Source organism: Paenibacillus sp. S33, assembly GCF_053615415.1.
On sequence record NZ_JBSIEZ010000001.1, the window covers coordinates 4,942,670 to 4,958,094 of the forward strand.

The following is a 15,425-nucleotide window of genomic DNA, read 5'->3' on the forward strand; positions in this document are numbered from 1 at the left end:
GCTATTCTACCATAATCATCATAGGTGTAGTATACAAAAATGTAAATTCTAGAAACTTTCACACTAGTGTACTAATAGGTATTTGGAACTATGAATTAATGCCCCAAAAAACACAAAAGACACCGCGAACGGTGCCTTTGAAGCTTAGATTGCTAATTCCTTAAAATTTGATTTTACACAGCATCCCGCTGCTATGCAAGAGAATAATATCTTTCTTTACTGATTAATTTTTCGGCTTGTGCCCTTCAAACCATGTTGATGTATTCGCCAGGAGCTGTTCACTGCGCCCAATAGCTGCCTGTACCTGCCCGGTAGCGGTTCCACCATATACATTCCGTGCATTCACTACCGCTTCTGGTTGAAGTACCTCATAGATACGCTCGTCAAACAGATCCGAAAACTGCTGGAATTCGTCCAGTGTCAGATCAAGCAAGTATTTTCCATGCTGGATGCAATACAGTACGGTTTTGCCAATGACCTCATGCGCCTGACGGAACGGAAGCCCTTTGCCGACCAAGAAGTCCGCAATATCCGTTGCGTTGGAAAAATCCTGATTGACCGCTTGACGCATACGATCCTTGTTCACCTTCATCGTGGCGATCATCGGTGCAAACAGTTGCAAGGCTCCTTCCAGCGTGGCAACGGTATCGAACATCCCTTCCTTGTCCTCCTGCATATCCTTGTTGTATGCCAGCGGCAAGGATTTCAATACAGTCAACAAGCCCACGAGGTTTCCATAGACACGTCCGGTTTTACCACGTACCAGCTCCGGTACGTCCGGGTTTTTCTTCTGCGGCATAATGCTGCTGCCTGTGCAAAAAGCATCATCCAGCTCGACAAAACCAAACTCCGTGCTACTCCATAGCACCAATTCTTCGCTCAGACGAGACAAATGCGTCATAATCAGCGAGGCGCCAGCCAGGAACTCTACGATAAAATCCCGGTCGCTGACGGCATCGAGGCTATTTTCATATACGCCATCAAACCCCAGTTGCTCGGCTACAAAGTGACGGTCGATCGGAAAAGTGGTCCCCGCCAAAGCGCCAGCACCGAGCGGCAACACGTTAATCCGCTTATAGCTGTCTTTGAGTCGGTCAATATCACGCTCCAGCATAGACACATACGCCAGCAGATGATGGGCAAATAAAATAGGCTGCGCACGCTGCAAGTGTGTATATCCAGGTACAATCGTGTCCAGATTATCCTTTGCCTGGCCGATTAATGCAGCTTGTACGTCATGCAGCATACCCACCAGCGATACCACACGTCCTCGCAAATACAAGTGCATATCCGTTGCTACCTGATCGTTACGACTGCGCCCCGTGTGCAGCTTACCTCCGACCGGACCAATGGCCTCGATTAGATTTTTTTCGATATTCATGTGAATATCCTCATCCGAAACGGAAAATTCAATTTCCCCACGGCGGATACGCTCCAGGACCGTGTGCAATCCTTCCTTGATCGTGTCTGCATCCTCCTGCGGAATAATTCCGCATTTCCCCAGCATGGCCACATGAGCCAAACTGCCTTGAATATCTTCTTCCGCCAATGCCTGATCAAACCCGATAGAAGCCGTATATTCCTCTACCAACTTGTTCGTTTGCTTCGTAAAGCGTCCGCCCCATAGCTTACTCATTGCATGATCCCCTCTCTGCAATACAAGCCGCCCTCGTCGTTTGGACAAGAACGGCCCGCATCCCGTACATTTTTTAGGTTACATCATTATTTATGATTTTGTGTTACGCCCGCGTTGACCTTTAAACGCAGAGCATTCAAGCGGATAAAGCCTGTTGCATCGCCTTGATCGTAGGCTTGTGTCGGATCGGCTTCCATGGTAGCAATGTCCGGGTTGTACAAGCTAACCGGACTTTTAACGCCTGCGCCGATAACGTTGCCTTTGTACAGCTTCACGCGCACGGTACCACTGACATTTTTCTGACTCTCATGAACCAGGGCCTGCAAAGCGACACGTTCCGGTGCGAACCAGAAACCGTTATAAACCAAGGTAGCATAACGGGTAATCAGACTATCACGCAGATTCATAACCTCGCGATCCATCGTGATGGATTCCATTTTGCGGTGAGCTGTGAACAGGATCGTACCGCCCGGCGTCTCATAGACTCCCCGACTTTTCATGCCGACAAAACGGTTCTCTACCATATCCACACGTCCGATACCATGCTTGCCGCCGAGCTCATTCAGTTTTTCCATCACTTGCAATGGACTTAGCTGTTCTCCATTCAAAGCGACGCAGTTACCTGCTTCAAATTCCAACTCCAAATATTCTGCTTCATCAGGAGCGTCCTCAGGCGCGTTGCTGAGCAAGAACATTCCTTTATTTTCAGAAGCACTTGGATCAAACCAAGGGTCCTCCAGCACGCCGCTTTCATAGCTGATATGCAGCAGATTACGGTCCATGGAGTATGGTTTGGCTGCAGAAGCAGTTACCGGAATGTCGTGTTTTTCCGCATAGGCAATCATTTCTGCACGGCCCGGGAACTGATTGCGGAACTCTTCCAGCCGCCAAGGTGCGATCACCTTGATATCCGGCGTCAACGCCGCCGCGTTCAGCTCGAATCGTACCTGATCGTTACCTTTGCCTGTTGCCCCGTGAGCAATGGCTGTTGCTCCCTCGGCAATCGCAATATCGACCATCCGCTTAGCGATCAATGGACGTGCAATACTCGTTCCGAGCAAATATTGTCCTTCATATAAAGCACCCGCCTGAAACATCGGATAGATAAAATCCTTGGCGAATTCATCACGCAGATCATCAATGTACACTTTGGAAGCCCCTGTAGCGAGTGCTTTTTCCTCCAAACCGTCCAGTTCTTCCTTTTGACCGATATCTGCGGTGAATGCGATGATTTCAGCATCATAAGTTTCTTTGAGCCATTTCAGAATGACCGACGTATCCAGACCGCCGGAATATGCGAGTACGATTTTTTCTTTTGCCATTGTTGAAGTCCTCCCCGAATGCTTCTAGCCTTTATCTTCTTTACCTATCAATACCTATCAATCTTATGCCATTAAAGCAACTAACAGCGCTTTTTGCGCATGCAGACGATTCTCTGCTTCATCAAAGATGACCGAATTCGGACCATCGATTACGCCTGCACTTACTTCTTCCCCACGATGCGCAGGCAGACAGTGCAAGAATAAATAATCCGGCTTCGCCAGCTTTACCAGCTCCTCATTCACCTGAAAGTCGGCAAAAGCAAGCTCCCGTTCCTTCTGTTCTTCCTCAAAGCCCATGCTCGCCCACACATCTGTGTAGATCGCATCCGCATCTTTTACTGCTTCTTGCGGACTCTGGGTTATAACGATCTCACTCCCTGTCTGTTTGGCAATTTCACGGGAAGCTGCGACCACATTCGGGTCGGGCTCGTAACCAGCTGGACTTGCAATGGACACATGCACTCCAAGCTTTGCTCCCCCAATTAAGAGGGAATGAGCCATATTGTTACCGTCTCCGATGTAAGCCAATTTGAGCCCTTTTAGCTTACCCTTTTGCTCATACAAGGTTTGATAATCAGCCAGCACTTGGCATGGATGCGCCAAATCACTCAAACCATTGATCACAGGAACGGACGCATAACGTGCCAACTCTACCACATTATCGTGTCCAAAGGTACGAATCATAATGCCATCCAGATAACGTGACATGACTTGAGCCATGTCGCTAATCGGTTCGCCGCGTCCCAGTTGAATGTCATTTTTGCTGAGGAAAAGGGCATGCCCGCCCAATTGATACATACCGACTTCGAAAGATACCCGTGTACGTGTAGAGGATTTTTCGAAAATCAGTCCGAGCGTTTTCCCTTTTAGCGGCTGATAAGTTTCCCCGTTTTTGTGCTTACGCTTAATTTCAATGGCGAGATCAATTAAATACTGGATTTCCTCTGGAGAATAATCGTCCAGCTCCAGGAAGTCCCGTCCTTTTAAATTCATCTGCTGCAGTGCGCCGCTCTGGCTCATGCTATCGTCTCCTTTTACACTCTAGTCTATGATAATTTGGCCTTTACACTAAGCCACATGCTCCCGAATCAATTCAGCAATCAAGGTTACAGCCTGATCTATTTCGTCTTTCGTTACATACAAGTTAGGCAACAGACGAATCACGTTTGGTCCTGCTGTAATGAACAGAATGCCCTTTTTCTGTCCTGCCAAAGCAAGCTCCGCTACCGGTTCCGCACACTCAATACCAACCATCAGACCTTTTCCACGGATATCCTTTACAAAAGGACTATCTCCAAGCTGCTTTTGCAGACTATGGAAGAGATAATCTCCCATCCCAGCTGCACGTTCTGGTAGCTTATCATCAATAATCGTTTCAATAGTAGCTTGAACCGCTGCCATAGCAAGTGGCGTACCTCCAAAGGTAGAACCATGACTGCCCGCTGTGAACGCTTCACGCAAGTATCCTTTGCCTAGCATCGCACCTACAGAGAAACCACTGCCCAGTCCTTTCGCCAATGTAAAGATATCCGGCTCTATACCATAATGCTCAAAGGAAAACAGTTTGCCCGTCCGTCCCATACCTGTTTGTACCTCGTCAATGATCAGCAGCAAACCATGCTCGCGGCACAGCTTTGTAATCACATCTACGAAAGCAGGGTCTACCGGATACATGCCACCTTCGGCCTGCACCATTTCCAGCATAATTGCCGCCGTATGCTCACTGATGGCTGCTTCAAGCGCCGTCTGATCATGAAGCGGAACACTTTTGAACCCGGCAGGAAGCGGTAAAAATCCCTCTTTAACTTTGTCCTGACCCGTAGCGGTCAAGGTTGCCAGCGTCCGTCCGTGAAAGGATTGCGTGAACGTAATGATTTCGTAGCGACCGGTCTGCTTTACCTTCTGGTGGTAACGACGCGCCAGCTTAATTGCAGCTTCGTTAGCTTCGGCCCCGCTGTTGCAGAAAAACACGGCATCTGCGCTGCTATTGGCTGTCAGCAAGGCAGCAGCCCGTTCTTGCCCCGGAATATGAAACAGATTGGATACATGCCACAATTCATCGATCTGTTTTTTCAATCGTTCAGCTACTGCTTGAGGCGCATGGCCGAGATTGGTAACGGCAATGCCTGACATGAAATCCAGATAACGCTTGCCCTGATCGTCCCACAGCCAGCTTCCTTGTCCTTTCACGAGTGTAAGCGGGTATCTTGCGTAGGTTGGAAAAAGGGAGCTTTCTGTCTGCGCTTTTGCCGACACCTTTTCCGTTTGCACTCCGCTTCCATCCGTACTTGGCATTTCCTCGCTCACCAGCGTATTCGGTTCCTTACTCATTATGTTCACGCTCCTTTATCGTTTGGTTATATAGGTCGAGCTATATATTGCAATTACTGCATACGCACGATGCGTGTTCCAATCGATTCTCCGCCCAGCACACGGCTTAGTACCTGCGGTTCGCTACCGTTCACAATGACGACTTCCTTCACTTTGCCATGGATACAGGCAATAGCCGCTCTCACTTTCGGGATCATACCACCATATATTTCACCTGTGCTGATCATATCCTCAATCTCCTGTACGGTGATAGAATCCAGCACTTTCTTTTCTCCGCCATACTTCTTCAATATGCCTGGTACATCTGTAACGACGATCATCCGACTGACCCCCAGATGAGAGGCTACCGCACCCGCCGCTGTATCCGCATTAATGTTGTAACGCTGACCAGATCGATCAATCCCGATGGGTGCAATAACAGGCATATAGTCCATATCCAGTACACCTGTAATAATCGAGGCTTGAACGGACGTTACCTCTCCGACCCAACCGACCTCAGCGGCATTCGACACAGGCTTGGCTTCGATTAAATAGCCATCACTGCCTGACAACCCCAACGCTCGGCCCCCATGCATCCCTATTCTACGTACAATCTGCTTGTTAATGCTGCCTGCCAGTACCATTTCCACGACATCCAGCACGGGTTCGGTCGTTTTGCGTAATCCATGAATAAACTCTGTTTCGATCCCCAGCTTCGCTAGGTTGTCGGAAATCGCAGGGCCACCGCCATGTACAATGACAGGTTGAAGACCTTCCGACTGCAAACGCGCCAAATCTTCAAAAAAGGAATCAGGTAACGCAGCCAGCGTACTTCCTCCGCATTTCATCACAAAATTACGACGTGCCACTCCCGCATGATTCGCTTGATCCGCGTGTTCCACTGCCGATTGCATATCATCTCTCCTTTTCTTCTCCGCATATCCGTGCAATTTTCAAATGATACTGGACTTCCATCCGCTCGTTGCTTCTATTATCTACTTTCCTTATTCAATCCGTATTTTATTCTGGTCTCTATGTCCGATAAGCAGCGTTAATCCGAACATAATCATAGGTTAAGTCACAGCCCCATGCTGTAGCAGTTCCGTTCCCGTGATGCAAATCAACAATAATTTGCACCGTATCTCCCCTCAAATAGGCTAGCGCCTCTTCTTCGTCAAAAGCGACCGGACTCGATTGGCTTAGCACAACAATATCACCCAAGCGAATATCTACCGTATCTGGATTAACTGGCTCTCCAGCACGCCCTACGGCCGCAATAATCCGTCCCCAATTCGCATCTGCTCCGAAGACGGCTGACTTGACCAGACTGGACCCAACCACCGTCTTAGCTATCGCTTGAGCGGACGCATCGCTTACCGCTCCGCTTACAGACACCTCTACCAGCTTCGTAGCACCCTCTCCATCGCGAGCAATTGCCTTCGCCAACTCTCGGCAGATATAGGTGAACGCCTCGGCAAAAGCGTCCCAATCGGGATGCCCAACGTTCAGCTCACGATTGCCAGCCAGTCCGCTCGCCATAGCGATTAGCATATCGTTCGTGCTCGTATCCCCATCCACCGTAATCATATTAAAGCTGGTATCCGTTGCCTGCTTTAATAGTTGATGAAGCGCCGTCTGTCCGATCGCTGCATCACAGGTCATAAAAGCGAGCATTGTTGCCATATTCGGATGTATCATGCCAGATCCCTTGGCCGCCCCGGCGATGTGTACGGTCACACCGTCCACTTCAACCGCCACACACGCTTCCTTTTTAACTAAATCCGTTGTCAGAATGGCTTGCGTAAATTGCTCTGCTCCATCGTTTGCCCCGTTCATACGGTCAGGTAAGGAGGATATACCGCCAAGTACACAATCCATTTTCAAATGCTCGCCGATCACGCCCGTCGAGGCGACGGCTACATTGCTCTCAGCAACACCCAGTTCATGAGCCGCAGCCGAACGCATAGCGTAGGCATCCTGCTCTCCTTGTTGTCCCGTGCAGGCATTCGCGTTCCCGCTGTTCACCACTACTGCCTGCAATCGACCATCTGCCAAGCTCTCGCGGGTCACCTTCAGCGGTGCAGCCTGAAACACATTGGTGGTGTACACCGCAGCAGCTGTCGCTTCTACCTCGCAACGAATGGCGCCCATATCGTTGCGGTACGAATTTTTCAGTCCGCAGTGTAATCCCCCGGCTGTAAAGCCACGCGGAGTTACGATGTTGCCTCCGTTTACTACTGTAAACTCTACTTTGCCCATAATTATGTGCCCTCGTTCGCAACATATTCGATGAATGACAGCTGCCTGTATTCGAAATACCGCTCGCTGACGTTTCCGTATCCATGTTGCGGTTACTTGCTACTTACGGATATACCGGTATGAAGCCCAGCCCGAGGTTCTCCTCCCATCCCATCATCAAATTTAAATTCTGAATCGCCTGTCCAGCGGCACCCTTCACAACATTATCAATGACGGAAATAATCGTAAGGCGCCCGGTTCGAGCATCTGCTGCAAAACCGATGTCGCAGTAATTCGAACCCAATACTTCCTTCGTTGCTGGCCATATACCTTCGCCACGTACGCGGACAAAAGGATGCCCTTTATAATAATCCCGGTATAACCCGATAAGATCCTGATCTGTATGGTTACCCTTCAGCGTGACATAAATTGTACTCATAATTCCTCGGGTCATGGGAACAAGTTGTGTCGTAAACGTAATCGTAACGTCCTCGCCCGCAATATCACCCAGTACCTGTTCGATCTCAGGGATGTGCTGGTGCTTATTCACCTTATAAGCCTTAAAATTCTCATTCATTTCCGCATAATGCGAAACGAGGCTTGTTCCCCTACCTGAGCCGGATACCCCAGATTTGGCATCTACAATCAGCGACCGGTGGTCAATCCAATCCGCTTTCAGTGCAGGAATAATGCCCAGCAATGTTGCGGTCGGATAACAGCCTGGATTAGAAATAAAAGAAACGCCCGCCAGCTTTTCTGCATACACCTCACTGAGTCCGTATACCGCTTGCTTGAGATACTCGGGTGAAGCCGCAGGCTTTTTATACCATGCTTCATACGTTTCTCTGCTTCGAAGCCTAAAGTCCCCGGAAAGGTCAATGACCTTCAGTCCGGCATCAAGAAGCTGCGGCACTAACTTAGTACTAACGCCCGATGGCGTAGCAGTGAAAACCAGATCGGCCTTGGCAGCAATTTCGTGGACTTCGACACCGTCTAAATCCTGCACCACAATGTCCGTCAGATGTGGAAACCCGTCACTGATTGGGACACCCGCGCTGGATGAAGAAATAACAGATACAATCTCTACTTGCGGATGATGAACCAAAAAACGAATCAGCTCCACCCCGCCATACCCGGTGGAACCGACAATTGCCACTTTTAACTTGCTGCTCACAGACCTTCCTCCATTCCGTTCCTATGAAATATGTATTATTATACGACTCTATTCATATAAATACAACACCTCATGTCATGTTATTCCTCCAAATTTAAAATATGCGCTCTTACCTATTCTTTTGACGGGCAGGCAGTACAGGCTATAATAAAGGAAATAAAAAATAGACAGAGGGCCTCCTGAATACAGTCTGCCGTTTTGCATAAAGAAAAGGGGGATATTCCCTTTAAATTATTTCACATATTGGTATTCATCTCGATTGGTCATTTGCTGCACTTTATGAACTTGTTGAACATGAAGGGAGTACACGTAGCACTACACACAAGAGCAAATCACATGGGCTGCATCTAGTGAATCTGCGCAGAGGAGCCGCTGAAGCGGATAATTGGGGTCGAAAATAAACCAAAACGTTAGGAGTGCTACACATCGAAACATATACAGCGAATATCGTTATAGATGCAAAAGCAAAGTTAGGCGAGGGGCCTAGCTGGGATCAGCGGTTTCAACGTTTATTTTGGGTCGATATTGAAGGCTTTCAATTGCATATCTACGATCCTTCTACGTGCACAGATCGTACAATAGCTGTTGGTGAACATATTGGTGCAGTTGTACCTTATCTCAAAAATAAAGTGATCGTAGCGCTGATTAGCGGTCTATATTGTTTGGATATTGAGACAGGGGCCAAAGTATTGATTCATGATCCAGAGGAAGGTAGACCAGGTAATCGTTTTAATGATGGAAAATGCGATCCTGCAGGGCGTTTTTTAGCAGGAACAATGAGCCTAAATGACGAACACGCGCAAGGGGCATTGTATAGTTTGAACACAAAAGGCCATGTCTCCTTACTGGTTGATAAAGCCTCCATATCTAATGGATTAGCCTGGAGCGCAGATCATCGTACAATGTATTTCATTGATACTCCAACATTGGAGGTCGTCTCCTTCGATTACGATGTGGCACAAGGCACGATTAGGAATAAGCAACTGGTGGCTAGATTGGATGAAAGTGAAGGGTATCCAGATGGCATGACAATCGATGCAGAGGGCATGTTGTGGATCGCGAGATGGGGCGGTAAACGGGTCTCCCGTATCCATCCTGCTCATGGAGAAGTGATTGCTGAGGTGTCACTCCCCGTCAATTGTGTGACTTCGTGCGCTTTTGGCGGTGAACATCTGGATGAGTTATATATTACGACTGCTCAAGATGATGATAGTGCCGATCAACCCTTAGCAGGCGGTCTATTCATGGTGAAAACAGGCGTAAAAGGGACGCCAACCTCGTATTTCAATCAAGGACAAACGGCAAATTGGCTTGAACGATTAGTAAAAAGAATCTAGTAAAGCCATTCTGAAGAGAGAAGAGCCTACTATATTAGTGGGCTCTCCTGCATTGATTCAGTTAAGAGCATGCCTCCAGAAGGCTCTCTTGGTTTCAGCTTTCCTTCTTAAACCCTTCACCCAATACCTCACGAGTATTACTAATAATCACAAAGGCTTCTGGGTCTACCAAGCGGACGAGCGTTTTAAGGCGAGTTACCTCATTTTGTCCAACTACAACCATAAGCACAGGACGTTCTTCGTTCGTGTAGCCGCCCCGTCCCGCCAGCTCTGTCAATCCCCGGTCCAAATCCTGCAAAATAGCCTGCGTGATCGTTTCTTTCTGATTGGATATGATGTAAGCCACTTTGGAGTAGCTCAGTCCCATTTCCACGGCATCAATGACCTTGCCCGTTACAAACAAGCCGATCAATGCATACAGTGCCCGTTCCGGCGAGAGGGCGAAACCAGCCAGTGTGATCACCGTGCCATCCATCAACATGACACAGAGAGAAAGACTAAAACCCGTATACTTTTGAATAATCTGCGCCAAAATAGCCAGTCCACCCGTCGAGCCCCTGCCTCGAAACACGGTACCTAAACCCAATCCTACTCCGATTCCACCATATAGCGAAGCCAGCAACGGATTTGTTGTCGGTACTGCCCAGTCCTTCGTCACATAAACGAACAGCGGAAGCATAATACTTCCCAGCAAAGAACGCAAACCGTATTTTTTCCCTAACAGCAGTACCCCTGCGATAAATAACGGAATATTCATTCCCCACTGCGTATAGGCGGGTTCCAGGCCAAACAGGTCCTCGCCCAAGATAGACAAGCCCGATACACCTCCGGATGCGATCCGGTTTGGGAGCAAGAACATGTTAAAGGTCAGCGCTGTAATGAAAGAGCCGAGTATAATCAGTAAAATATCGGTCACGTTGCGTGCGGGTCCGCTGGCGGCAATCAGAGGCTTGCGTCGTCTTCGGCGGACAGCGGGAGGATTCATTTGAGACATCATTCGTGTTCTCCTTTAGTAAAAAAATACCGTTACACAAAAATTCCTACAGTCCGCAGGCACATGGTCTGCGGACTGTAGGAAAACGTACAGGCTATTATTCTGCGTCCAGCTTAATTTGGCTGCGCAGGTAACCATCGATGAATGGATCGAGATCGCCATCCATGACAGCTCCTACGTTGCCAGTCTCCACGCTAGTACGGTGATCCTTAACCATGCTGTATGGATGGAACACGTAGGAGCGAATTTGGCTGCCCCATGCAATATCGGACTGTTCTCCGCGGATTTCGTCCAAATGCTGACGTTGCTCTTCGATCTTACGCTCGTAGAGCTTGGAACGGAGCATCGTCATGGCACGCTCTCGGTTCTTGATCTGGGAACGTTCATTTTGACAGGTCACGACAATACCGGAAGGTAAATGCGTAATCCGAACGGCTGAATCGGTCGTATTAATATGCTGACCGCCCGCACCACTGGCCCGGTACGTATCAATTTTGAGATCTTCCGTGCGGATTTCAATGTCCACATCATCCGCAATTTCAGGCACCACATCACAGGATACGAACGATGTATGCCGACGGCCGGAGGAATCAAATGGAGAGATACGAACCAGCCGATGCACGCCTTTCTCCGCTTTCAGATAGCCGTAGGCATTATAGCCTTTAATCAATAGTGTTACACTCTTAATCCCTGCTTCATCACCTGCTAGATAATCCAGGGTCTCTACCTTAAAGCCCCGTTTTTCAGCCCAGCGCGTATACATCCGTAGCAACATTTGTCCCCAGTCTTGGGACTCAGTTCCGCCTGCTCCCGGATGCAACTCTAGAATGGCATTAAGTTTGTCATACGGCTGATTCAAAAGCAATTGCAATTCAAACTCCTGAAGCTTGCTCAGCAGAGAAGTGACACTGTTCTCGATCTCTCCAGCCAGTGTTTCATCGCCTTCCTCATCAGCCAGCTCAGCCATCATGCCAGCGTCTTCGTATTCCTGACGAAGCTGTTCATAGCTATCCACTGAAGACTTAACAGCATTCATTTCTGCAATTACACCTTGAGCCTTATCATTATCATCCCAAAAGTCAGGTGCAGCCATCTTTACTTCAAAGTTTGCGATCATTTCCTGTTTGAGATCTAAGTCAAAGAGACCCCCTAAGGTTTGTTAGTTTCTTGCCTATTTCTCGCAAATCATGCTTTACACTTGGATCAATCATGATGTCATTCTCCTTTTAATATATGGTTAGGGGGAGTGGAGCGTTGTGAGTTACAGCTGGGTGAGGAGACGCTGCGCGAATGATTTGATCTTACGATCGCTGACGCTTCTCCAGATTCAAATCCTCCGCTTCGCTACCGACCGCCGTAAACGCCGTAAAGCCAAACTGCTTTTTAAATAACTGGCTCTGGTTATGTGAGCCAGATTAACTGCTGAATTAACTGACAAACAAGCAGATACCTGCTTGCTTGTCATAATTGTTTTAAAAGAATTGAGAGCAATCTAGCCATTCATCAATATTCAAACTGACCCTTAAACAGAAGAACTCTAAGTTGAATACATCAGTCTCACCCCTGTATGGCACAAAATGGCCGACGGTCAGTGGTTGAACTGCCGCCTGCCATTATATGCACTGCAGGGAATAGTGTATCTCAAGATCTCTCCCTTAATTTCAATCCGTTATTTTCTACGCGGACGCGAAGGAGCGGATTTCTTTTTAGGCGCCGCGGGTTCACCACTCGTCGAGATTTTGTCTTCGTCGATGACAGCTTGACGCTCTTGATTGGATTCAATTTGTGCTTTCATGATGTATGTCGCTACTTCCTCTTGGATGCTAGCAATCATAGCATGGAACATTTCGAAGCCTTCAAATTGATATTCGCGCAGCGGATCGGTACCGCCGTAAGCACGCAAGTGAATACCTTGACGCAATTGATCCATAGCATCAATATGGTCCATCCATTTGCTATCGACTGCACGCAGTACGATAACTTTCTCGAACTCGCGTACCATATCTTCGCCAATCATTTCTTCACGGCTGTGGTATCTGTTGGTAACTTTTTCGAAGATCATATCCACGATCTCCTCTTTTTCCTTGCCCCACAGGTCGTCACGTGTAAGTGTATTTTCCTCAAGCAGGTTGTTGTTCACATACTCTGCTACTTCTTCAAGTTCCCAGTTTTCAGGAATGTCATCACCGCAATGAGCTTCCACCACACGCTCAATGACAGGCTTGATCATGTCAAACACAATTTCCTTGATGTTTTCTGATTCCAGCACCTCACGGCGTTGCTTGTAAATAATAGCACGCTGCTGGTTCATTACATCATCATACTGGAGAACGACTTTACGCTGATCAAAGTTGTTGCCTTCGACACGTTTTTGAGCTGATTCGATAGCACGTGTAATCATACGGCTCTCGATAGGTTGGTCTTCCTCGAAACCCAACCGCTCCATCATATTCAGTACGTTGTCCGCACCAAAACGCTTCATTAGCTCATCGCCCAGTGATAAGTAAAATTGCGTAGAGCCCGGATCACCCTGACGTCCTGCACGTCCGCGAAGCTGATTATCAATACGACGGGATTCATGACGTTCTGTACCGATGATGTGCAAACCACCGAGTTCTGATACGCCTTCGCCCAGTACGATGTCAGTACCGCGTCCAGCCATGTTGGTAGCGATAGTAACTGCGCCAGCTTCACCTGCACGGGAAATAATCTCAGCTTCCTCAGCATGATACTTGGCGTTAAGCACTTTGTGACGAACGCCTTTGCGTTTCAGCATTTCAGAAAGAAGCTCCGAGTTTTCAATAGAAACCGTACCTACTAATATCGGCTGGTTCTTTTTGTTACGCTCCAGGATTTCATCTACCACTGCATGGAATTTGCCTTTCACGCTCTTGTACACTACGTCAGGCATATCCACACGCTGGTTGGGGCGATTCGTCGGAATTTGGAGCACTTCCAGACCATATATTTTTTTGAATTCTTCTTCTTCTGTTTTCGCTGTACCCGTCATCCCCGCCAATTTGCGGTACATACGGAAATAGTTTTGGAATGTAATCGTCGCTAGCGTCATGCTTTCATTTTGTACAATGATGTTTTCCTTCGCTTCAATGGCTTGATGCAAACCATCACTATAACGGCGTCCAGCCATCAGACGACCTGTAAACTCATCGACAATCAGAACTTCACCGTCAGCTACAACATAATCCACATCCAAACGCATAATAGCATTAGCCTTCAATGCCTGTACAATGTGATGATTAATTGTAACACTTTCCTGATCGTACAAGTTTTCGAGACCAAAGAAATTTTCAGCTTTGGATACTCCGTTTTCGGTCAAAGCAACCGACTTCACCTTAATATCCAGCGTGTAATCTTCTTCAACATTCAGGCTCTTCACAAAACGGTCGGCCGCGAAATACAGCTCTGTCGATTTCTGAGCTTGTCCTGAAATAATCAATGGTGTACGAGCTTCATCGACGAGAATGGAATCGACCTCATCAATGATACAGAAGTACAACGGACGTTGAACCATCTGTTCTTTGTAAAGCACCATATTATCGCGCAGATAATCGAACCCGAACTCGTTGTTTGTACCGTACGTGATATCACAAGCATACGCTTCCTGCTTGGCGGCATGATCCATATTGGCCAAATTCAGCCCTACGGACATGCCCAGGAAGTTATAAATCTGTCCCATTTCTCCGCTGTCACGTTGCGCCAAATAGTCATTGACCGTAACCACGTGCACGCCTTTGCCCAACAGAGCATTCAAATAAACCGGCAGTGTTCCTACCAGTGTTTTACCTTCACCGGTTTTCATTTCGGCAATTTTACCTTCATGCAGCGCAATACCGCCGAGCAACTGTACGTCATAATGACGTTTACCCAGCACCCGTTTGGACGCTTCGCGAACCGTTGCAAAAGCTTCCGGCAAAATTTCTTCAGCCGTAGTCCCTTGTTCGACCCGAGCTTTAAATTCCGCCGTCTTCGCTTGCAACTCCTCATCCGAGAGCTTTTCGAAATCCGGCTCTATCTTATTGATCAGTTCAACCGTCTTCATTAAACGCTTGACATCACGTTCATTGGTATCTCCGAAGATTTTCTTAACAATTCCTAGCATGGTTTACCCCTTTCACGCAAAACAATTAATAGAATCAATTTCACAATAAGAAAGGGTCCATGATGAAATTGATTCCCGATATGTTTGACAGGCCCGGCTGTACCAGCCCATCGTGCGATGTTCTTTGCATAAATTGTAACAGTTTGTAGGACATGCCGCAACACAAGCAGCCTCCAGATTTGCATCCGGTTAAAGATACCAAAACAATTGACGCACGAAATACACAACTTGGTTACACTTATCCAAGTTGAATTTTCCTTACATTTACAAAAAAAACATATAAAAGAGCCTTAT

The 15,425-nt window shown here is 47.7% G+C and carries 11 protein-coding genes; 1 reads left to right on the plus strand and 10 read right to left on the minus strand.

Features of this window, described 5'->3' with window-relative positions:
• Nucleotides 1-223 precede the first annotated feature (223 nt).
• The 7 genes from argH to argC all read right to left on the minus strand — a co-directional run bounded on the left by argH (nt 224) and on the right by argC (nt 8,680).
• Nucleotides 224-1,636, minus strand: a complete 1,413-nt coding sequence (gene argH, locus ACWGXJ_RS22500; RefSeq protein ID WP_013312248.1) for an argininosuccinate lyase — start codon at nt 1,634-1,636, stop codon at nt 224-226.
• A gap of 86 nt (nt 1,637-1,722) precedes the next feature.
• Nucleotides 1,723-2,958, minus strand: a complete 1,236-nt coding sequence (locus ACWGXJ_RS22505; protein WP_452567628.1) for an argininosuccinate synthase — start codon at nt 2,956-2,958, stop codon at nt 1,723-1,725.
• Nucleotides 2,959-3,021: 63 nt separating this feature from the next.
• Entirely contained in the window at nt 3,022-3,978 is a 957-nt protein-coding gene (gene argF / locus ACWGXJ_RS22510) for an ornithine carbamoyltransferase (protein ID WP_452567629.1), read from the minus strand.
• Between the two features lie 48 nt (nt 3,979-4,026).
• Complete coding sequence (locus tag ACWGXJ_RS22515) at nt 4,027-5,289, minus strand: acetylornithine transaminase (protein WP_452567630.1); 1,263 nt, start codon at nt 5,287-5,289, stop codon at nt 4,027-4,029.
• Between the two features lie 53 nt (nt 5,290-5,342).
• On the minus strand, nt 5,343-6,182 hold the full coding sequence (argB, locus tag ACWGXJ_RS22520; RefSeq protein ID WP_061829941.1) for an acetylglutamate kinase: 840 nt from the start codon (nt 6,180-6,182) through the stop codon (nt 5,343-5,345).
• A 118-nt stretch (nt 6,183-6,300) separates the two neighbouring features.
• Complete coding sequence (gene argJ, locus ACWGXJ_RS22525) at nt 6,301-7,527, minus strand: bifunctional glutamate N-acetyltransferase/amino-acid acetyltransferase ArgJ (RefSeq protein WP_250260288.1); 1,227 nt, start codon at nt 7,525-7,527, stop codon at nt 6,301-6,303.
• A 103-nt stretch (nt 7,528-7,630) separates the two neighbouring features.
• Nucleotides 7,631-8,680 (minus strand): N-acetyl-gamma-glutamyl-phosphate reductase, encoded by a 1,050-nt coding sequence (gene argC, locus ACWGXJ_RS22530; protein ID WP_452567631.1) that lies wholly within the window; start codon nt 8,678-8,680, stop codon nt 7,631-7,633.
• Nucleotides 8,681-9,096: 416 nt separating this feature from the next.
• Here argC and ACWGXJ_RS22535 point away from each other — a divergent pair, with 416 nt between their 5' ends.
• Nucleotides 9,097-10,017 carry an SMP-30/gluconolactonase/LRE family protein gene (locus ACWGXJ_RS22535; RefSeq protein WP_452567632.1) on the plus strand — a complete coding sequence of 307 codons (921 nt, stop codon included), beginning with the start codon at nt 9,097-9,099 and terminating at the stop codon, nt 10,015-10,017.
• A gap of 94 nt (nt 10,018-10,111) precedes the next feature.
• Here ACWGXJ_RS22535 and ACWGXJ_RS22540 read toward each other — a convergent pair whose 3' ends face one another.
• The 3 genes from ACWGXJ_RS22540 to secA form a co-directional block, all read right to left on the minus strand.
• Entirely contained in the window at nt 10,112-11,011 is a 900-nt protein-coding gene (locus ACWGXJ_RS22540; RefSeq protein WP_069290526.1) for a YitT family protein, read from the minus strand.
• 97 nt (nt 11,012-11,108) lie between these two features.
• Nucleotides 11,109-12,222, minus strand: a protein-coding gene (prfB, locus tag ACWGXJ_RS22545; RefSeq protein ID WP_452567633.1) for a peptide chain release factor 2 whose coding sequence is annotated in 2 segments (ribosomal slippage) — nt 11,109-12,149 and nt 12,151-12,222 — 1,113 coding nt in all. Because the reading frame shifts where the segments join, the coding sequence is not laid out codon by codon here.
• Nucleotides 12,223-12,680: 458 nt separating this feature from the next.
• A complete protein-coding gene (gene secA / locus ACWGXJ_RS22550; RefSeq protein ID WP_250260285.1) occupies nt 12,681-15,131 on the minus strand; it encodes a preprotein translocase subunit SecA in 2,451 nt (816 codons plus the stop codon).
• Between the last annotated feature and the right edge of the window lie 294 nt (nt 15,132-15,425).

Coding starts and splice junctions, on each gene's coding strand:
- argH (WP_013312248.1), bottom strand. CDS start 1,636: ATGAGTAAGCTATGGGGCGGACGCTTTACGAAGCAAACGAACAAGTTG.
- ACWGXJ_RS22505 (WP_452567628.1), bottom strand. CDS start 2,958: ATGGCAAAAGAAAAAATCGTACTCGCATATTCCGGCGGTCTGGATACG.
- argF (WP_452567629.1), bottom strand. CDS start 3,978: ATGAGCCAGAGCGGCGCACTGCAGCAGATGAATTTAAAAGGACGGGAC.
- ACWGXJ_RS22515 (WP_452567630.1), bottom strand. CDS start 5,289: ATGAGTAAGGAACCGAATACGCTGGTGAGCGAGGAAATGCCAAGTACG.
- argB (WP_061829941.1), bottom strand. CDS start 6,182: ATGCAATCGGCAGTGGAACACGCGGATCAAGCGAATCATGCGGGAGTG.
- argJ (WP_250260288.1), bottom strand. CDS start 7,527: ATGGGCAAAGTAGAGTTTACAGTAGTAAACGGAGGCAACATCGTAACT.
- ACWGXJ_RS22540 (WP_069290526.1), bottom strand. CDS start 11,011: ATGTCTCAAATGAATCCTCCCGCTGTCCGCCGAAGACGACGCAAGCCT.
- secA (WP_250260285.1), bottom strand. CDS start 15,131: ATGCTAGGAATTGTTAAGAAAATCTTCGGAGATACCAATGAACGTGAT.